Source organism: Luteimonas campi (genome assembly GCF_051162505.1).
Taxonomy (GTDB): Bacteria; Pseudomonadota; Gammaproteobacteria; order Xanthomonadales; family Xanthomonadaceae; genus Luteimonas.
In genome coordinates this window covers 76,408-95,014 of the sequence record NZ_JBNWEM010000004.1, presented here as the reverse complement: position 1 = coordinate 95,014, position 18,607 = coordinate 76,408, and the positions used below count along the sequence as shown (strand labels likewise).

Below are 18,607 nucleotides of genomic sequence, written 5' to 3'. Positions count from 1 at the left end.
CCGGCGCTTCTGCGGCGTCCTCGGGCCTGGACCATTCTGGTCGTCACATGGATATGCAACAAATAGGAAAATCGTGATAATCCATATGGATCACGTTATAGGACGCCTGCCGTGCCCCATCCGCCCTGGTTCGTCCGCGCGCGCCTGAAGACGCGCCAGCTGATGTTGCTGATCGCCATCGAGGAACAGGGCAACATCCATCGCGCGGCCGAGTCGCTGAACATGTCGCAGCCGGCGGCCTCCAAGCTGCTCAAGGACCTGGAGGACCTGATCGGGGTACCGCTGTTCGAACGCCTGCCGCGCGGCATGCGCGCCACCTGGTATGGCGAAAGCATGATCCGCCACGCCCGCATCGCCCTGGCCAGCCTGGGCGAGGCCGGCGCGGAGATCGACGCGCTCAAGGCCGGACACGCGGGCAAGGTGAGCGTCGGCGCGATCGCCGGACCGGCCATGACCCTGCTGCCGCCGACCCTGGCGCGGCTGCACCGCGACCAGCCCGACCTGCGCGTCTCGCTGATGGTGGAAAGCAGCGACGTGCTGCTGGAGCAGCTGGCACAGAACCGCATCGACCTGATGATCGGGCGCCTGTTCCCGCGCCACGACACGCGCAACCTGCACTACGAGCCGCTGGCCGAGGAGGACGTGTGCGCGATCGCGCGCGCCGACCATCCGCTGCTCGCCGGCGGCAGGCCCTCGCTGGCCGACCTGGCGAAGGCGAGCTGGGTGGTGCCGCCGGAAGGCAGCGTGCTGCGCCACCGTTTCGAGCTGATGTTCCAGAACGCGGGGCTGCAGCCGCCGCGCCAGGTGATCGGCACCGCCGCACTGGTGCTGGTGCCGCGCCTGCTGCAGGGCAGCGAGCACCTGGCGGTGGTGCCGGTGGATGTGGCCCGCCATTACGCCGACTACGGGATGGTGAAGCAGCTGCCAGTGGAACTGGGCTGCCGGATGGACTCCTTCGGCTTCATCACCCGCACCGACTGGCTGCTCTCGCCCGGCGCCCGCAAGGTCCTGGAGACGCTGCGCGAGGCCGCCGCCGAGGTCTATGGCGGGAACGGGCCGGCCCCCGGGGCCTGACCCGCCCGGCGCTCCTGGCAGGCGCGACCGCTGCCTGCCGTCATTCCCGCGAGGGGAATCCATGGTTTTGCCCGGACAGCAAGGGCAATGGCCCCCCCGCGTTCGCGGGATGACGATTGCAATGCGGGAACGGCGTGATGCGGCACGATGCGACCCCGGGACAGCGTGGTGCGGGAGGATGCGGCGCGGTCCCGGCGCGCGCCGAGGCTCAGGCCGGCCATATCGGTACCGATATCGATACGCCCACAATTGTTATTTTTCGTGCATGTATCGCGCCGGTAGCATCATCGCGGAATCGCCGTGACCCTCTATCGGGCGCGGCCGGACATTCCTTACACGGGCAGGATCCCCGACCGCATGAGCGCTCCCAACAAGCCGGCACGCCGCAGCCAGCAGTGGTTCGGGCGCGACGGCAAGCAGGGCTTCTACTACCGCAGCTGGCTCAAGGGCCTGGGCCTGCCGCACGAGATGTTCGACGGGCGGCCGGTGATCGGCATCTGCAACACCTGGTCGGAACTCACGCCCTGCAATTCCTCGTTCCGCGAACTGGCCGAGCACGTCAAGCGCGGCGTCTACGAAGCCGGCGGCCTGCCGCTGGAGTTTCCGGTGATGTCGCTGGGCGAGACCCAGATCCGCCCCACCGCGATGCTGTTCCGCAACCTCGCCGCGATGGACGTGGAGGAATCGATCCGCGCCAATCCCATCGACGGCGTGGTGCTGCTGATGGGCTGCGACAAGACCACGCCGGCGCTGCTGATGGGCGCGGCCAGCGTGGACCTGCCCACCATCGGCGTCTCCGGCGGCCCCTCGCTGTCGGGCAACTGGCGCGGCAGGCCGGTGGGTTCCGGCACCGGCGTGATCGAGATGTCGGAGATGGTGCGCGCCGGCACGCTCAGCCAGGAGGAATTCAACGAGGCCGAGGCCTGCATGCAGCGCTCCAAGGGCAGCTGCATGACCATGGGCACGGCCTCGACGATGGCCTGCATGGTCGAGGCGATGGGCATGTCGCTGCCCGAGAACGCCGCGATCCCGGCGGTGGATGCGCGCCGCTTCCGCCTCGCCCACCTGTCCGGCCGGCGCGCGGTGGAGATGGTGCGCGAAGACCTGCGCATGTCGAAGGTGCTCACCCGCGAGTCCTTCGCCAACGGCATCCGCGCCAACGCCGCGATCGGCGGCTCGACCAATGCGGTGATCCACCTGCTGGCGATCGCGGGCCGGCTGGGCGTACAGCTGAGCCTCGACGACTGGGACCGGCTCGGCTCGCGCCTGCCCTGCCTGGTCAACCTCAAGCCGTCGGGCCAGTACCTGATGGAGGATTTCTACTACGCCGGCGGCCTGCCCGCGGTGCTGCGCGAGATCTCCGCGCACCTGGACACGGACGCGATGACGGTCAACGGGCGCACTCTGGGCGAGAACATCAGTGAGGCGCCCTGCTGGAACCAGGACGTGATCCGGCCGCTGACCGAGCCGGTGCGGCCCGAAGCGGGCATCGCGGTGCTGCGCGGCAACCTCGCGCCCGATGGCGCGGTGATCAAGCCCTCCGCCGCATCGCCCCATCTGCTCAGGCATCGCGGCCGCGCGGTGGTGTTCGAGGACATCGACGACTTCAAGGCGCGCATCGACGACGAGGCGCTGGAGGTCGACGCCAATTCGGTGCTGGTGCTGAAGAACTGCGGCCCGCGTGGTTATCCCGGCATGGCCGAGGTCGGCAACATGCCGCTGCCGCCGAAGCTGCTGCGCCAGGGCATCACGGATCTGGTGCGCATCTCCGACGCGCGCATGAGCGGCACCGCCTACGGCACCGTGGTGCTGCATGTTTCGCCCGAAGCCGCCGCAGGCGGTCCGTTGGCGCTGGTGCGCGAGGGCGACGTCATCGAACTCGACGTGGCCGCCCGCCGCCTGCACCTGGACGTATCCGACGAGGAGCTGGCCCGGCGCCGCGCCGAGTGGACGCCACGCCCGGCACCCGCGCGCGGCTGGAGCAAACTCTACGTCGACCACGTGCAGCAGGCGCATCTCGGGGCGGACCTGGATTTCCTGGTGGGCGGCAGCGGCGATACCGTCGCCGGGGATTCGCACTGAGGCCTCGCGCGCGACTCGCCTCGCTGCATCCGCCTTCGGCCTGCATACGCTGGAGCCGCTGATGCACGATCCGATCCCATCGCCGCAGCGCCGCCGTTTCCTCGCGGCCACCGGCTCGGGCCTCCTGCTGCCGGTGGCCGGTGCCCTGCCCGCGCTCGCCGCGGCAGCGCCCGCAGTGGCCGCAACGCCGTTCGCGCTGGCGGACGTACGTCTCACCGACGGCCCGTTCGCCCACGCACAGGCGCTCAACCGCCGCTACCTGGCCGCGCTCGACATCGACCGTCTGCTGGCGCCCTACCGCATCGAGGCCGGCCTGCCGTCGCCTGCCCCGAAATACCCGAACTGGGAATCGATGGGTCTGGACGGACATACGGCCGGCCATTGCCTGTCGGCGCTTGCGCAGCAGGCAGCGCAGGGCGACGAGGCGATGCGCGTACGGCTCGAGGCCATGATCGATGCCCTGGCCGAGGTGCAGCAGGCCAACGGCGACGGCTACCTGGGCGGCGTGCCGAACGGGCGCACGCTCTGGAACCGCATCGCCTCCGGCGAGTTCCAGGCCGAGGCCTTCTCGCTCGACGGCGCCTGGGTGCCGTTCTACAACCTGCACAAGATGTACGCCGGGCTGCGCGATGCCTGGCTGATGGCCGGCAACGCAACGGCGCGCGCCCTGCTGGTGCGCTTCGCAGACTGGTGCGACGCGCTGGTCGCCAACCTCGACGACACGCAGCTCCAGCGCATCCTCGATACCGAACACGGCGGCATGAACGAAGCGCTGGCCGACGTCTACGCCATCACCGGCGAACGCCGCTACCTGGCGCTGGCGCGGCGCTTCTGCCATCGCGCCATCCTCGATCCGCTGCTGCGGCGCGAGGACCGGCTCGACGGCCTGCACGCCAATACCCAGATCCCGAAGGTGATCGGCTTCGCCCGCATCGGCGAGCTGGACGACGAGCCGGCCTGGATCGAAGCGGCGAAGTTCTTCTGGGAAACGGTCGCCCTGCGCCGCAGCGTCGCCTTCGGCGGCAACAGCGTGCGCGAGCACTTCCACCCGGCCGACGACTTCAGCCCGATGCTGGCCTCGCGCGAGGGCCCGGAAACCTGCAACAGCTACAACATGCTGCGCCTGACCGCGCTGCTGCACCGGCTGGCGCCCGATCCGCGCTACCCGGAATTCCACGAGCGGGTGCTGTTCAACCACATCCTGTCCAGCCAGCATCCGGAGCACGGCGGGCTGGTCTATTTCACCCCGATACGGCCACGCCACTATCGCGTGTATTCGCAGCCCGAACAGTGCTTCTGGTGCTGCGTGGGCACGGGCCTGGAAAGCCATGGCCGCCATGGCGCATTCGCCTATGCCCATGGCGGCGACGCGCTGGCGGTCAACCTGTACATCGCATCCTCCCTGCACTGGCGCGAGCGCGGCCTGGTGCTGCGCCAGGACACCGCCTTCCCGGAAGAGCCGCGCACGCGCCTGCGGCTGCAGCTCGAGCGTCCGCAAGCGCTGACCTTGCAACTGAGGCACCCCGGGTGGCTGCAGGGGCCGCTGGTGGCGACGGTCAACGGCGAGCGCTGGCCGCTGGCCTCGTCGCCCGGAAGCCTGGCCTCGATCGCGCGCACCTGGCGCGACGGTGACATGGTCGAGATCGAACTGCCGATGACGACACGGATCGAAGCCCTGCCCGACGGTTCGGACTGGGTGGCGGTGGTGCATGGCCCGCTGATGCTGGCCGCGCGCACCGGCGAGGACGCGATCGAGGGCCTGGTCGCCGACGACGGCCGCGGCAGCCACATCGCGCCCGGCCCCTACCTGCCTCTGGACGGCGCACCGATGCTGGTGGGCGAACGCGACGCGCTGGCCTCGCACATCGTGCCTGTCGCGGGCGAACCGCTGGTGTTCACGGCCGCCGCGCTGATCCGCCCCGGCGGGTTCAGGCAGCTGCGGCTCGAGCCGCTGTCGCGCGTGCACGACGCGCGCTACATGGCTTACTGGCGCACCGCAACGCCATCGGCGTATCCGGCGGTCGTGGCCGCGATCGAGGCCGCCGAGCGCGATCGCGAGGCGCTCGATGCGCGCACGCTCGACCAGGTGCAGCCGGGCGAACAGCAGCCCGAGGTCGACCACGACTACGAGGGCAAGGACTCGGCGACGGGCAGCCTGATGGGCCGCGCCTGGCGCGACGCAGCCGGCTGGTTCGGCTATCGCCTGCAGGCGCGTCGCGAGGTGCCAGCGGGCACGCCGCTGGCGCTGCAGCTGGAACTGTTCGGCGGCGAGTGGAACGTGGCGATGGACGTCGAGGTGGACGGCCGCGTCCTGTCGCGGATCGACATGAGCGGCGCGGGCGGGACCGACGACTTCGGCCTGCGCGGAATCACGCTGCCGCCCGACCTGGCCACGGCGGCGCGCTCGCGCGGCATCCGCGTGCGCTTCGTGGCCCGGGACGGGCGCCGCACGCCGCGGCTGTTCGGGCTTCGGCTGCTGGCTACCGGCGGTGGGTAGCGCGGCAGCCGCCGCCTCAATCCGCGGCCAGGGCCTCGCGCAGCAGCGCGTCGATCATCGCCTGGACCTGTGTCGCCTTGGCCTCGTCCCAGGCGAAGGAGTCCTCGTCCATGTACACGCGCTGGCTGATCTCCAGCTGCACGGCCTGGATGCCGCGTGCCGGATCGGCGTAGTGGCGGGTGATATGGCCGCCGCGGAAGCGTCCGTTGTGCACCCAGTCGTAGCGCGACTGGCCGGCGAGCACAGCCTCCAGCCGCTGCTGCAATGCGGGGGTCGCACTGGCGCCATTGGCGGTGCCGAGGTTGAGGTCGGGCAGCCGGCCCTCGAAGAGGAAGGGCAACTCGCCGCGGATCGAATGCCCTTCCCACAGCACCACGCGGCCATGCGCGGCGTGCAGGCGCTCGAGCTCGTCGCGCAGCGCGGCGTGGTAGGGACGCCAGTAGCGTTCCACCCGCGCGCGCACTTCGTCTGCGTCCGGCGCCTGGCCATCGAGGTAGACCGGCTGGCCCGAGAACCGGACGGTCGGACACAGTCCGGTGGTGTTCTGCCCCGGATACAGCGAAACGTCGTCCTCGCCGCGATTGAGGTCGATCACGTAGCGCGAATGGCTCGGCACGAGCACCGACGCGCCCAGTTCGCGCGCGAACGCGTACAGGCGCGCGATGTGCCAGTCGGTATCGGGCACGCGCCGCGCCTGCGGCGTAAGGCGCGCGGCGATGTCGTCCGGCACGAAGGTGCCGTCGTGCGGCAGGCTGACCAGCAGCGGTGCGCTGCCGCGATGCAGGGTGTAGATGTCCATGCCCCGGATTGTAGAGCCGCCCGGTCGCAACCCACGGGGAGCGGCGGCTTCGTCATGCCGCATTCGTCCCGGAGGCCAGGCCTCGCAGCCGCAGCCGCAGCCGCGGAACCGGAAGCTCGTCGCCCCGGCCTGTCCGCACCCTTCCAACCAGAGACCCGCCACGGGAACACGCCATGAAAACCCTCTGCCTGCTGTTGGCCTGCGCCGCCCTGGCCGCGTGCACCACGCCTGCGCTTCCGCATCGCGGCGCCACCAACCCCCTGATCACCGACCGCCACACCGCCGACCCCGCGCCGCTGGTCGTCGGCGACAGGCTCTATCTGTACGTGGGCCACGACATGGCCCGCGGCGAGGAGATGTTCAACATCGTCGAGTGGCGGGTCTATTCGACCACCGACATGGCGGACTGGACCGACCACGGCCCCGTGATGAAGCCCACCGACTTCAAGTGGGCCAGCCGCGATGCCTGGGCCTCGCAGGCCATCGAGAAGGACGGCAAGTTCTACTTCTACACCACCGTCGAACACGACCGGAGCCGTCCGGGCAAGGCCATCGGCGTGGCGGTATCCGACAGCCCGACCGGCCCCTTCGTCGATGCCCGCGGCTCCGCCCTGGTCAGCAACGACATGACCCCGCAGGGCCCGCACACCTGGGACGACATCGACCCCACCGTGTTCATCGACGACGACGGCAGCGCCTGGCTGATGTGGGGCAACGCCAACTTCTACTACGCCAGGCTCAAGCCGAACATGATCGAGCTCGACGGCCCCATCCTGCAGGCCGAACTCCCCAAGTACGAGGAAGGCCCCTGGATCCACAAGCGCGGCGACCTGTACTACCTGACCTACGCCTCAAGGGACAAGTCGGTGTCCGAGGACGAGCTGATCTCCTACGCGACCGCGCCCGCGATCACCGGCCCGTGGACCTACCGCGGCGAGATCAGCGGCTCGGCGGAGAACAGCTTCACCATCCACCCGGGGATCGTGGAGTTCAAGGGCCACTGGTACTTCTTCTATCACAACGCGGTGCTGACGGTCGGCGGCCACGCCGGCGCGCTCGGCCGCCGCGCGGTGGCGGTCGAACACCTGTACTACAACGATGACGGCAGCATCGTGCCGATCGTCCATACGGCCGAGGGCGTGTCGGTGCCGCGCAGGCGCTAAGGGCGGACTTCACCCGCCCTGGCCGGCCAGGCGGCGACGATCCACGCCACCACGCTGGTGTTGGCGGTCACACCCCGCGCTCACCGCATCAGCACCACTTCCTCGGCACTGGTGGGGTGGATCGCGACGGTGTCGTGCAGGTCGGCCAGGGTGATGCCCTTCTTCAGCGCGACCGCGAACCCCTGCAGGATCTCGTCCGCGCCCTCTCCCAGCAGGTGGATGCCCGCCACCCTGCGCTCCTCGCCCACGCAGACCAGCTTGAACAGGCTGTGCTGCGACCGGTCCACCAGGGCCTGGCGCATCGGCCGGAAGATGCTGCAGTACACGTGCACGGCGGCATCGCCGTGGCGCTCGCGCGCCTGCGCCTCGGTCAGGCCCACGCCGCCCAGCGGCGGATGCGCGAACACCACGGTGGGAATGCCGTCGTAGTCCAGGCGCGCATCGGGCTGTCCGCCGAACACGCGGTCCATCGTGCGCCGCGCCGCGGCGATCGCCACGGGCGTCAGCGTCATCCGCCCGGTCACGTCGCCGACCGCGGCGATGTGCGGCACGCTGCTGCGCTGGAAATCGTCGACCACGATGTTGCCGCGCGCGTCGAGCGCGACACCCGCCTCCTCCAGGCCGATGCCACGGCTGTTGGCGCCGCGCCCGGTGGCGAGGAACACGTGCCGGTACGCCTCGCCGGTGTCGCCGGCGGCGTCGCGCAGGTGCAGCGCGCCGGGTTCGCCCTCGATCGCCGCCAGTTCGTAGCCGAAGCGCAGGCCGATGCCCTGCTGGCGATAGTTCTCCTGCAGCCGCTCGGCCAGTTCCGCATCGGCCTGGCTCAGCAGCCGTTCGCTGCGCGCGTGGATGTCGATGCGGCAGCCCAGCGCCTGCAGCACGCCGGCCAGTTCCACTGCGACGTAGCCACCGCCGACCAGCGCCACGCGGCCGGGCGCTTCGTGCAGGGCGAAGAAGTCGTCGGACACACCGGCCAGTTCCGCGCCGGGCACGTCGGGCCGCAGCGGATGCGACCCCGTGGCGAGGAGGATCTGCGCCGCGCGCAGGCGCGTGCCGTTCGCGCATTCGACCGTGTGCGCGTCGCGCAGCCGGCCACGCGCGGGCAACAGCACGATCCCGTCGGCGTCCAGCCGCCGCCGGTAGCTGGCGTGGATGCCGTGGATGTAGCGCTGCCGGCTGGCGACCAGGGTGGGCCAGTCCGGCTTCGGCGCGTCGGGCACGTCGAAGCCGAGCTGCGATGCAAGCGCCACGCTGCCGGCCAGTTCGGCGGCCAGCCACATCGCCTTCTTCGGCACGCAGCCGACGTTGACGCAGGTGCCGCCCAGTTCGCCCGGTTCGAGCAGGGCGACGCGCGCGCCATGCGCCGCGGCGCGGAACGCGCCGGCGAGGCCACCGCTGCCGCCGCCCAGCACGACGAGGTCGAAATCCAGATCCTGCTGGCTCATGCGAAGCGCTCCGGCGAATAGGGGGCGGGATCGAGGTGCGGCGCCTCGCCCGTCATCAGTTCGGCCAGCAGGCGCCCGGTGGCCGGGCTCATGCTCACGCCCAGCATGCCGTGGCCCGTCGCCAGCCACAGGTGTTCGTGCCCCGGCGCGCGGCCGATGATCGGCAGGTCGTCCCAGGACAGCGGACGCCAGCCGTACCACTCTTCCCGCTTCTCCGGACCGGTGGGTTCGCGCAGGTACTCGGCCGCGGCGCGCGCCAGCGCGTCGAGCCGGCGCCGGTTGAGCGTGCGGTCGTGTCCGGAGAATTCCATCGTGCTGCCGAGGCGGAAGCCGTCCTCCCACACCGTCACGCAGACCCTGCGCTCGAACAGGGTCATCGGCCGGCGCGGGACCAGCGCGGGCCGCGAGTACGTGATCGAGTAGCCCTTGCCCGGCTGCATCGCATCGCGCAGCCAGCGCAGGCCCAGCGACCGGGCCAGCAGCGGCGACCAGGCGCCGGTTGCCAGCACCACGTCCCGCGCCGGGCGATCGCCACGCGTGGTCCGCACGCGCAGGCCCGCGCCGTCGGCATCGACGGCGGCGGCCTCGCAGCCGGTTTCGATCGTGCCGCCGGCCGCCAGCACCGCCTGCGCCAGCCCCGCGACATAGTGGTCGGGCCGCAACTGCGCGTCGCCCGGGTAGTGCACCGCGCCGACCACGCCCTCGAGCAGCGCCGGATCCCGGGCGAGGTAGTCGCGCCCTTCGATCACGCGCGACTCGATGCCCATGTCCGCCAGCATCGGCAGCTGGCGCACATAGGCCTCCATCTGCGCGGGATCGCGGAACACGCAATCGGCACCCGGTTCGGCGAACTCGCAGTCGATGCCATGGTCGGCGATCCAGCGCGGGAAGGCCTGGCGCGACGCGTTGAGGATGGCGGCACGCGGCCGCGCGGAGGCGTTCCAGTCGCGCGGATTGCAGCGCCCGGCGAAGCGCAGCATCCATTGCCACAGCGCGGGATCCAGCCGCGGGCGCACGTAGAACGGCGCATCCGGCGTCAGCATCCAGCGCAGCGCCTTGGCCACGGTCCCGGGCGCATGCAGCGGCCCGGCATGGCTCGGCGTGAGGGTTCCGCAATTGCCGTGCGAGCTGCCGCCGCCGACGCGGCCGGCATCGATCACGCGCACGCTGCGTCCGCGCTCGAGCAGGCACAGTGCGCTGGCCAGTCCGGACACGCCGGCGCCGATGACGAGGATGTCGCTGCGATCAGGCATCCGCGCAGTGTAACGGCGCGCCGGCCGCGCCCAGCCGCTCAGTCGAGGCGCATGCGCGGGCGCGTGCCGTAGGTGAGCCAGCGCCACAGCCATTCCATCGGGCCGAAGCGGTAACGCGCCAGCCACCAGTGGCTGGTCAGCACCTGCATCGCGAACACCGCCAGCACCAGCAACACCTGGCCGGCGCGACCGACCTGCCCCCACAGTCCGACGCCGTAGCCGTAGAACAGCGTCGAGGCGATCAGCGACTGCAGCAGATAGTGGGTCAGGGCCATGCGCCCGGGCGGCGCCAGCCAGCCCAGCACGCGCGACACGCCCGGCGCGCCCAGGCCCAGCACCAGCAGCGACAGGTAGCCCAGCGCCAGCGGCAGGCTGCCGAGCATCATCAGGCCCTGCGCCAGCAGCATCGGCCCCATCTCGCGCATGCCGTCGAAGCTGCTGCCCACCGCCATCGACAGCGCGACGAACGTCGCGCCGAGCGGAAGGGTCCACAGCGCCAGCCGCGCGAACCAGCCGCGCTGCGAGGCCACGTCGTGCATGCGCCCGGAGCGCACCAGCCAGGCGCCCAGCATGAACACGCCCAGCGCCATCGGCACCGTCATCACCAGCCCCTGCATCGACAGGCTGGCGAAGTCGCGCGCACGCTGCAGCACCGCATCCGGATAGCTGCCGTGGGCATACACGCCGGCGGCCTGCACCGCCTGCGACTCCATTTCGGCGGCCATCCCGGCCATCTCGCCAAGTTCCTCCGCCGGCACCAGCGAGATCAGCCCGCCGCCCAGCGCGACCATCAGCGCGATCGCGCCGTAAAGCCCGAGGCCGAGCACCAGGCGCGCCCGGTTGGAGATCTCGCCGAACGCAAGCAGCAGCAGGCCGGTGATCGCGTAAGCGTGGAGGATGTCGCCCGGCCACAGCAGCACCGCGTGCAGCAGGCCGAACGCCAGCAGCGCCAGGCAGCGGCGCAGGTAGCGTCCGCGAAACGCCGCGCCATGACCACCACGGCTGGACATCACCGCGAAGCCCATGCCGAACAGCAGCGAGAACAGCACCCAGAACTTGCCGGACACGAACACGTGCACGGCCCAGGCGGCGGCGTGGTCGAGCCCGGTCGTCGAAGGATCGATGCCCGAGCCCATTGCCTGCATCGGCCGGCCGAACCATTCGATGTTCATCAGGAAGATGCCCAGCAGCGCGAAGCCGCGGACCACGTCCAGGGCCTGGATGCGCTGTCCCGCGTCGATGGGCGCAAAAGCGGGCGGGCCGCCTGCCTGGCGGTCGTGGATCTGCGTCATGCGGTGCCCCCTGGTTCCGCGCACAGGATGCGGGGATGGCTGGGGCTTGCCAAGCCTGCGAGGGCCCGGCGGATGCCGTGGGACCGACGGCGTGGCACGGGCGCCACCCGCGCGCGGGATCGCGCCGGGGCGGCAATCACCGCCCCGCACGCACCCGGCCTAGCCGGATGCCCTGCACTCGCGCCGGCCCGACGGCCGGCTCCGCCCGGAGCGCGCATGCAGCGCGCGCCGGACCTGCCCTCTTAGTGCTGGTGGCCGCCTTCGCCGTGCACGTGGCCGTGCTCGATCTCGACCTGCTGCGCCTCGCGCACCTCGACGATCTCGATGTCGAAGTGCAGGTCCTTGCCCGCCATCGGGTGGTTGAGGTCGACGTCGACCACGCTCATGCCCACCTTTTCCACGGTCACCGCGCGCGGGCCGAAATTGGTGTTGAGCACCACCTGCTGGCCCGGGGCCAGCTTCTGCGCGCCGAAGTGCTTCCTGGGCACGCGCTGGGTCAGGCCGTCGCGGCGATCGCCGTAGGCCTCGGCCGCAGGCACGTCGACGCCGAAATTCTCGCCGGCCTCGCGGCCGTCCAGCGCCTTCTCGAGGCCAGGAATGATGTTGCCGTGGCCGATGAGGATCGCCAGCGGCTCGCCGCGCTCCTTCGACGACTCCAGGGCCGGCTGGCCGACTTCAGAGACGGTGTAGTGGAAACGGACGACGCGGTCTTTCTCGATCTTCATGGCGGCTCGCTGCGGGGGCGCGGCGGTGGCCGCGGCTTGTCTGGAGGAAACCACCCGGGCAGGATGCCGCGCATGACACCGCCACGCGAACGCTTCCTGCCGTCGGGCGACGGAGCCGGGCATTATCCGGACTCGGGCACGGCAACGCCAATCCGGGCCGCACTCGCCCTCGCGCTCATCGCCCTGCTGCTGGGCGGTTGCGGCGGCGGCCAGGACGTCCGGCTCGCCCCGCGCGCGGCCACGACCGTCCCCACGCGCGACTGGCCGGCCACCACGCCCGCCAACCCCGCCGCCGCCAACGCCGTGCTGATGCGGGCGATCAGCCTGGTGGGCACCCCCTACCGTTACGGCGGCAACACTCCGGAGGGCGGCTTCGACTGCAGCGGCCTGGTGAACTACGTGTTCCGCGACATGCTCGACCTGCGCCTGCCGCGCACATCGCGTGAACTCGCCGGCGTACAGGGCCCCAGGATCGACCCCAGGCGCCTGGCTGCCGCCGACCTGGTGTTCTTCGGAAGCGGATCCCAGGTCACACATGTGGGCATCTACGTGGGAGAGGGACGATTTGTCCACGCTCCCAGCACCGGCGGAACGGTGCGCCTGGATCATCTGGACGGAAGCTACTGGCAACGCCACTACAGCGGCGCCAAGCGCGTCCTGCAGTGAATGGTCCGTTTTGATTTGTGAGCAGAATCACTTACTTGGACAGGTTTGTATAACCCTGATTTAACATCACGCCAGCTTCACTCCGGCAAACTCCGCCGCTGATCCGCTCCAAGTGAAGCCCGCGTGACGACAGCCAACGCCCCGTCCGGCCGAACCCGACATCGCTCCACTCCGGCCAGACAGGGCAAGTTCGTCGCCCTCTGCGGCTGCCTGTTCGCCTTGGCCACCCTGCCCGCCTTTGCCGGTCCGGGCCTGGCCGGCGATTCGGCCGATGCGCCCGCGGCGCCCGCGTCCTCGGTCACCAGCGCCCTGGTCGCCAGCCCGCTGCGCTCCGCCAGCTCCGACGTGCTGTTCGCCAGCGACGTCAACCAGATGATCGCCGCGCAGGCGGCGCTGGCGCAGTCCGCTCCGAAGGAAGAAGGCCGGGTCCAGACGCTGGTCAAGCGCGGCCTCGCCCTGCTCGGCACCCCGTACCGCTGGGGCGGCAATTCGCCGGAGGGCGGCTTCGACTGCAGCGGCCTGGTCGGCTACGTATTCCGCACCGCGCTGGGCATCGACCTGCCCCGCGTCTCGCGCGACATGGCTCGCGACGGTGAGAAGGTCGAGCGTGCTGCCCTGGTTCCCGGCGACCTGGTGTTCTTCGGCCGTCGCGGCAAGCGCGTGGACCATGTGGGCATCTACATCGGCGAGGGCCGTTTCCTGCATGCGCCGCGCAGCGGTCGCGACGTGACCGTCTCGCAGCTCGACACCGGCTACTGGAGCGGCAAGTTCCTGCAGGCCCGCCGCGTGGCGGGCTTGGGAACGGAAAGCTGAGGCTGCGTTGTTCGCCGTCCAGAAGGCCGCCTACGGGCGGCCTTCTTGTATGTGTTCGCCGCGGGCGTTGTCGCGGCGTAGGCGAAGGATGCGAGCAGGAGCACCTTCTTGGTGACCTGATCGGCCACGCCGCCATCGGTGGACTTCTAGTGACCTGGTCAGCCACTCGGCCACGGCGGGCTTTCCTGGCCACCTGATCCGCCGCGCGGCTACCGGTGGGCCTTCGTTGCGACCTGATCGGCCGCGCCACCGGTTAGCCTCCCGGGCCACCTGATCCGTCGCACCGCCACCGGCAGGCCTTACCGGCGACCTGATCCGTCGAGCCGCCACCGGCAGGCCTTCCTAGCGACCTGATCCGCCGCGCGGCCACCGGCAGGCTTTCGTTGCGACGTGATCGGCCGCGCCGCCACCGGCGGGCTTTCGTTGCGACCTGATCCGCCGCGCCGCCACCGGTGGGCCTGCTCCGCGAATGTCCTCCGGCCGGCGCCCAAGGCACCGGCCTCCCCCTTGATTTCGCTGCGCAGGCCCACCGGCGGCGACGCGGCATCGCTCCGGTCCGGAGCCGGCGCCCCGACGTCATCCAGGAGCCGCGCTCTTCGACACGACCGGATGCGTGCATTCGCCACGGACAGGCGGGAGCACCGTCGTGCTGGACGCGGCACAATGGCGCGATGTCCAGCCTTTCAGTTTCCGCACTCACCATCGCCGGTTCCGACTCGGGCGGCGGCGCCGGCATCCAGGCCGACCTCAAGGCTTTCGCCGCGCACGGCGTGCATGGCCTGTCGGCGATTTCCGCCCTCACCGCGCAGCACACGCGCGGGGTGACCGCGGTGCACGTGCCGCCGGTCGCATTCCTGCGCGCGCAGATCGATGCCTGCTTCGACGATTTCAGGATCGGCGCGGTCAAGCTCGGCATGCTCGCCACCGCCGAGGTGATCCACGCCGTGGCCGATGCCCTGGAGGCACACGGCCCGGTCCCACTGGTCGTGGATCCCGTGATGGTGGCCACCTCCGGCGCGCGCCTGCTGGCCGAGGACGCGCTCGAGGCACTGCGGACGCGGCTGCTGCCGCAGGCCAGCCTGCTGACTCCCAACATGCCCGAAGCCGAACTGCTCGCGGGCATGACGATCGCCGGCCCGGATGAGGCCGAACGGGCGCTGGAGCGGCTGCGGCAGATGGGCGCGCAGGCGGTGTTGCTCAAGGGCGCGCACCTGGACGAGGGCGCGCAGGTGATCGACCGCTACCGGGATGCCGCCACGAACAGCGTCTTCAGCCATCCACGGCTGCCGATCGAAGGCCACGGCACCGGCTGCACCCTGGCGTCGGCCGTCGCTGCCAACCTGTGCCTGGGGCTGCCGGTACCGCAGGCGACCGCCGCGGCCGTCGCCTATGTCGGGCGCGCCCTGCGCCAGGGCTACCGGCCCGGGCGCGGCGAGGTGCGGGTGCTCGATCATCTGGGGGCGGCCCAGCCGCAGCCGTGACTCCGGTGATCGCGACCCCGGAGTACGAAGTCAGCGCAGGCGATGGCCACGGCTGGCGGCTGCTCGGGCGCGTGCCGGCAGCGCCCCGCGCCAGCCTGCTCTGGCTGCCCGCGCTGGGCGTGGCCGCCCGCCACTACCTGCCCTTCGCCGAGGCCTTGGCCGCGCGCGGCGTGGCAGTGTTCCTGCACGAGTGGCGCGGCCATGGCAGCAGCAGCCTGCGCGCAAGCCGCCACAACGACTGGGGTTATCGCGAGCTGCTGTTGCACGACATTCCCGCAAGCCAGGCGACGGCAGCGCGCGAACTCGGCGACGGCCTGCCGCGGATCGTCGGCGGCCACAGCCTGGGCGGCCAGTTGGCCTGCTGCCGGCTCGCACTCGCGCCCGACGCGGCGGACGCGATCTGGCTGGTCGCCAGCGGTGCACCGTACTGGCGCGCGTTCCCGATGCCGCATCGGGCCTGGCTGCCGCTGGCCTACCGCTTCCTGCCCTGGCTGGCCGCAACCAATGGCGCCCTGCCGGGCCGCCGGATCGGATTCGGCGGCAACGAGGCCGCGGGCCTCATCGCCGACTGGGCGCGCACCGCCATCAGCGGCCGCTATGCCGCCGCCGGCGTGCCCGCGGACCTGGAAGCGGGCCTGGCCGGCCTCGAGCGGCCGATCCATGCGCTGCTGCTGTCGCAGGACTGGCTGGCGCCGCGCAGTTCGCTGCAGTTCCTGCTGGACAAGATGCCGCGGGCGCCCGCACGCGTGGAATGCCTCGACGCGGCCGGAGCCGGTACCCGTCCTGACCACTACGCCTGGATGCGGCAACCGGCCGCCGTGGCCGACCGCCTCTGCGCTCAGCTGCGGTAGCCGTCCGGATTCATCGACTGCCAGCGCCAGGCGTCGCGGCACATCGCGTCCACATCCAGCTCCGCGCGCCAGCCCAGCAGCGACTGCGCGCGTGCGGGATCGGCGTACACCTCGGCCACGTCGCCGGCCCGGCGCGCGACGATGGCATGCGGCACATCGCGGCCCGAGGCGCGCTCGAACGCCCGCACCAGCTGCAGCACGCTCACCCCGGATCCGGTGCCGAGATTGACCGTGAAGCCGCTGCCGGTGCGCGCCAGCGTATCCAGCGCGTCGGCATGGGCGCGGGCCAGGTCGACCACGTGGATATAGTCGCGCACGCCGCTGCCGTCGACGGTCGGCCAGTCGCCGCCGAACACGCTCAGCCGCTCGCGCCGTCCCACCGCCACCTGGCAGATGTAGGGCATCAGGTTGCTGGGCACGCCAGACGGATCCTCGCCGATCAGCCCCGAGGCATGCGCGCCGACCGGGTTGAAGTAGCGCAGGATCCCGGCATGGAAATCCGGCTCCGCCGCGCACAGGTCGCCGATCAGCTGTTCCATCACCAGCTTGGTGCGGCCGTAGGGATTGGTCACGCGCAGTGGCGCGTCCTCATCGACCGGCACCCGCTCGGGATCGCCGTACACCGTGGCCGACGAGCTGAACACCAGCTTCTGCACCCCGGCCTGGCGCATCGCCTGCAGCAGGTTGAGGGTGCCGGTGATGTTGTTGTCGAAGTAGTCCAGCGGCCGCTCGCAGGACTCGCCCACCGCCTTGAGCGCGGCGAAGTGCACCACCGCCTCGAAGCCGCCGCCGGCGAGCAGCTCGACGGTGGCCGCCCGGTCGCGCAGATCGACGCGGCGGAAGTCGAAGGCCTGCCCCGTGATCGTCTGCAGCCGCGCGAGCACCCGTTCGGAGCTGTTGCTGAGGTTGTCGGCGATGACCAGGTCGTGCCCGCGCGCGGCGAGTTCGACGCAGGTGTGGCTGCCGATGTAGCCGGTACCGCCGAAAACGAGGATGCGCATATCGCAGGGTCCGGGAGAAGGCGCGGCCATTATCGGCCACGATCGCGGCCCGCGCGCACTGGCCGCATGCGGCTGCATTCGACGTTCTGCCAAGTCGCGCCCACTGCGCCCGGCCGCCCGGCCGTGCCTAGAATGCCCCCTCCACTGGACCCACGGCCCGACTGATGACCGCTCCGCTTCCCGAACGCAACGACATCCGCATCGCCGTGATCGGGCTGGGCTACGTCGGCCTGCCGCTCGCCGCCGCCTTCGGCCGCAGCTACCCGACGGTGGGCTTCGACATCGATGCCGCGCGCGTCGAACAGCTGCGCCGCCACCACGACCAGACCCTGGAGATGTCGGAGGAAGAGCTGCGCGCCTCCACCCACCTCGAGTGCACGGACGATGCCGAGGCGCTGCGCCGCTGCAACGTGTTCATCGTCACCGTGCCCACCCCCATCGACGAGTACAAGCGTCCCGACCTGCGTCCGCTGGAATCGGCCAGCCGCACCGTCGGCCGGGCGATCTCGCGCGGCGGCGTGGCGATCTTCGAATCCACCGTCTACCCCGGCGCGACCGAGGAAGTCTGCGTGCCGATCATCGAGCGCGAATCGGGCCTGGTCTTCAACCAGGACTTCCATGCCGGCTACAGCCCCGAGCGCATCAACCCGGGCGACAAGGAGCACCGGCTCGAGACCATCCTCAAGGTGACCTCGGGCTCCACCCCGGAGGCGGCCGATTTCATCGACGCGCTCTACGGCAGCGTGATCACCGCCGGCACGCACAAGGCGTCGAGCATCCGCGTGGCCGAGGCCGCCAAGGTCATCGAGAACACCCAGCGCGACGTCAACATCGCCCTGATCAACGAGCTGGCGCTGATCTTCGGCCGGCTCGGCATCGACACCCACGAGGTGCTCGAGGCCGCCGGCACCAAGTGGAACTTCCTGCCCTTCCGCCCCGGCCTGGTCGGCGGCCACTGCATCGGCGTGGACCCCTACTACCTCACCCACAAGGCGCAGCAGATCGGCTACCACCCCGAGGTGATCCTGGCCGGGCGCCGCATCAACGACAGCATGGGCGGCCACGTCGCCCAGCGCGTGGTCAAGCTGATGCAGCAGCGCGGCCTGCACACGGCGGGCGCGAAGGTGCTGATCCTTGGCCTGGCGTTCAAGGAAAACTGCCCGGACCTGCGCAACACCCGCGTCACCGACATCATCGACGAACTGCGCACCTACAATGTCGAGGTCGACGTGCACGATCCCTGGGTCTCTCCGGCGCAGGCCCAGCACGAGTACGGCATCTCGCCGGTGGCCGAGCCGGCGCAGGGCCGCTACGACGCGGTGATCCTGGCGGTCTCGCACCGCGAGTTCGTCGCGCTCGGCGCCGACGGCGTGCGCGCCTTCGGCAAGCCCGACGCGGTGGTGTTCGACGTCAAGCGCGCACTGCCGCGCGATGCCGTCGACGGCTGCCTCTGATTCCACAACGG

Annotated in this window: 15 protein-coding genes; 9 read left to right on the top strand and 6 right to left on the bottom strand. The window is 70.9% G+C overall.

The genetic code is table 11. From position 1 onward, the window contains the following. Positions 1-162 precede the first annotated feature (162 nt). From ACQYVW_RS13000 to ACQYVW_RS12990, 3 genes are all read left to right on the top strand, one after another. The gene (locus tag ACQYVW_RS13000) at positions 163-1,074 is read left to right on the top strand and encodes a LysR family transcriptional regulator (RefSeq protein ID WP_434947416.1); all 912 of its coding nucleotides are present in this window, start codon (positions 163-165) and stop codon (positions 1,072-1,074) included. 357 nt (positions 1,075-1,431) lie between these two features. Then, entirely contained in the window at positions 1,432-3,156 is a 1,725-nt protein-coding gene (locus ACQYVW_RS12995) for an IlvD/Edd family dehydratase (RefSeq protein WP_434947286.1), read from the top strand. A 61-nt stretch (positions 3,157-3,217) separates the two neighbouring features. Then, a complete protein-coding gene (locus ACQYVW_RS12990) occupies positions 3,218-5,653 on the top strand; it encodes a beta-L-arabinofuranosidase domain-containing protein (protein WP_434947285.1) in 2,436 nt (811 codons plus the stop codon). Between the two features lie 16 nt (positions 5,654-5,669). On the opposite strand, the gene hutG is transcribed toward ACQYVW_RS12990, so the two are convergent. Then, the gene (gene hutG, locus ACQYVW_RS12985) at positions 5,670-6,452 is read right to left on the bottom strand and encodes an N-formylglutamate deformylase (protein ID WP_434947284.1); all 783 of its coding nucleotides are present in this window, start codon (positions 6,450-6,452) and stop codon (positions 5,670-5,672) included. A 173-nt stretch (positions 6,453-6,625) separates the two neighbouring features. On the opposite strand from hutG, the gene ACQYVW_RS12980 reads away from it, so the two are divergent. After that, positions 6,626-7,615, top strand: a complete 990-nt coding sequence (locus ACQYVW_RS12980) for a glycoside hydrolase family 43 protein (protein WP_434947283.1) — start codon at positions 6,626-6,628, stop codon at positions 7,613-7,615. Positions 7,616-7,695: 80 nt separating this feature from the next. Here ACQYVW_RS12980 and gorA read toward each other — a convergent pair whose 3' ends face one another. The 4 genes from gorA to ACQYVW_RS12960 form a co-directional block, all read right to left on the bottom strand. Next, positions 7,696-9,060 (bottom strand): glutathione-disulfide reductase, encoded by a 1,365-nt coding sequence (gorA, locus tag ACQYVW_RS12975; protein WP_434947282.1) that lies wholly within the window; start codon positions 9,058-9,060, stop codon positions 7,696-7,698. After that, positions 9,057-10,313: an NAD(P)/FAD-dependent oxidoreductase gene (locus tag ACQYVW_RS12970; protein WP_434947281.1), complete on the bottom strand. Its 1,257-nt coding sequence runs from the start codon at positions 10,311-10,313 to the stop codon at positions 9,057-9,059. Before ACQYVW_RS12970 ends, gorA begins: the two co-directional genes overlap by 4 nt. A 38-nt stretch (positions 10,314-10,351) precedes the next feature. Further along, the gene (locus ACQYVW_RS12965) at positions 10,352-11,605 is read right to left on the bottom strand and encodes a DUF418 domain-containing protein (RefSeq protein ID WP_434947280.1); all 1,254 of its coding nucleotides are present in this window, start codon (positions 11,603-11,605) and stop codon (positions 10,352-10,354) included. Positions 11,606-11,847: 242 nt separating this feature from the next. Beyond that, positions 11,848-12,330, bottom strand: coding sequence for an FKBP-type peptidyl-prolyl cis-trans isomerase (locus tag ACQYVW_RS12960; RefSeq protein ID WP_434947279.1), 483 nt, complete (start codon positions 12,328-12,330; stop codon positions 11,848-11,850). A 72-nt stretch (positions 12,331-12,402) separates the two neighbouring features. Between ACQYVW_RS12960 and ACQYVW_RS12955 the strand changes: the two genes are divergently transcribed. The 4 genes from ACQYVW_RS12955 to ACQYVW_RS12940 all read left to right on the top strand — a co-directional run bounded on the left by ACQYVW_RS12955 (position 12,403) and on the right by ACQYVW_RS12940 (position 16,141). Next, on the top strand, positions 12,403-12,996 hold the full coding sequence (locus ACQYVW_RS12955; protein ID WP_434947278.1) for a C40 family peptidase: 594 nt from the start codon (positions 12,403-12,405) through the stop codon (positions 12,994-12,996). Positions 12,997-13,206: 210 nt separating this feature from the next. Beyond that, positions 13,207-13,809 (top strand): C40 family peptidase, encoded by a 603-nt coding sequence (locus ACQYVW_RS12950; protein ID WP_434947415.1) that lies wholly within the window; start codon positions 13,207-13,209, stop codon positions 13,807-13,809. 671 nt (positions 13,810-14,480) lie between these two features. After that, positions 14,481-15,290: a bifunctional hydroxymethylpyrimidine kinase/phosphomethylpyrimidine kinase gene (gene thiD, locus ACQYVW_RS12945; RefSeq protein WP_434933849.1), complete on the top strand. Its 810-nt coding sequence runs from the start codon at positions 14,481-14,483 to the stop codon at positions 15,288-15,290. Beyond that, a complete protein-coding gene (locus ACQYVW_RS12940) occupies positions 15,287-16,141 on the top strand; it encodes an alpha/beta hydrolase family protein (RefSeq protein WP_434947277.1) in 855 nt (284 codons plus the stop codon). The genes thiD and ACQYVW_RS12940 overlap by 4 nt, the downstream gene beginning before the upstream one ends. Here the strand turns inward: ACQYVW_RS12940 and galE are convergent. Beyond that, a complete protein-coding gene (gene galE, locus ACQYVW_RS12935) occupies positions 16,129-17,142 on the bottom strand; it encodes a UDP-glucose 4-epimerase GalE (protein ID WP_434947276.1) in 1,014 nt (337 codons plus the stop codon). The two genes, ACQYVW_RS12940 and galE, sit on opposite strands and share 13 nt — an antisense overlap. A 164-nt stretch (positions 17,143-17,306) precedes the next feature. Here galE and ACQYVW_RS12930 point away from each other — a divergent pair, with 164 nt between their 5' ends. Then, entirely contained in the window at positions 17,307-18,596 is a 1,290-nt protein-coding gene (locus tag ACQYVW_RS12930; protein WP_434947275.1) for a nucleotide sugar dehydrogenase, read from the top strand. Positions 18,597-18,607 lie beyond the last annotated feature (11 nt).

What these genes read in the sequence shown, in the direction of transcription:
- ACQYVW_RS13000 (WP_434947416.1), top strand. Translation starts at nt 163, where the DNA reads ATGTTGCTGATCGCCATCGAGGAACAGGGCAACATCCATCGCGCGGCC.
- ACQYVW_RS12995 (WP_434947286.1), top strand. Translation starts at nt 1,432, where the DNA reads ATGAGCGCTCCCAACAAGCCGGCACGCCGCAGCCAGCAGTGGTTCGGG.
- ACQYVW_RS12990 (WP_434947285.1), top strand. Translation starts at nt 3,218, where the DNA reads ATGCACGATCCGATCCCATCGCCGCAGCGCCGCCGTTTCCTCGCGGCC.
- hutG (WP_434947284.1), bottom strand. Translation starts at nt 6,452, where the DNA reads ATGGACATCTACACCCTGCATCGCGGCAGCGCACCGCTGCTGGTCAGC.
- ACQYVW_RS12980 (WP_434947283.1), top strand. Translation starts at nt 6,626, where the DNA reads ATGAAAACCCTCTGCCTGCTGTTGGCCTGCGCCGCCCTGGCCGCGTGC.
- gorA (WP_434947282.1), bottom strand. Translation starts at nt 9,060, where the DNA reads ATGAGCCAGCAGGATCTGGATTTCGACCTCGTCGTGCTGGGCGGCGGC.
- ACQYVW_RS12970 (WP_434947281.1), bottom strand. Translation starts at nt 10,313, where the DNA reads ATGCCTGATCGCAGCGACATCCTCGTCATCGGCGCCGGCGTGTCCGGA.
- ACQYVW_RS12965 (WP_434947280.1), bottom strand. Translation starts at nt 11,605, where the DNA reads ATGACGCAGATCCACGACCGCCAGGCAGGCGGCCCGCCCGCTTTTGCG.
- ACQYVW_RS12960 (WP_434947279.1), bottom strand. Translation starts at nt 12,330, where the DNA reads ATGAAGATCGAGAAAGACCGCGTCGTCCGTTTCCACTACACCGTCTCT.
- ACQYVW_RS12955 (WP_434947278.1), top strand. Translation starts at nt 12,403, where the DNA reads ATGACACCGCCACGCGAACGCTTCCTGCCGTCGGGCGACGGAGCCGGG.
- thiD (WP_434933849.1), top strand. Translation starts at nt 14,481, where the DNA reads ATGTCCAGCCTTTCAGTTTCCGCACTCACCATCGCCGGTTCCGACTCG.
- galE (WP_434947276.1), bottom strand. Translation starts at nt 17,142, where the DNA reads ATGCGCATCCTCGTTTTCGGCGGTACCGGCTACATCGGCAGCCACACC.
- ACQYVW_RS12930 (WP_434947275.1), top strand. Translation starts at nt 17,307, where the DNA reads ATGACCGCTCCGCTTCCCGAACGCAACGACATCCGCATCGCCGTGATC.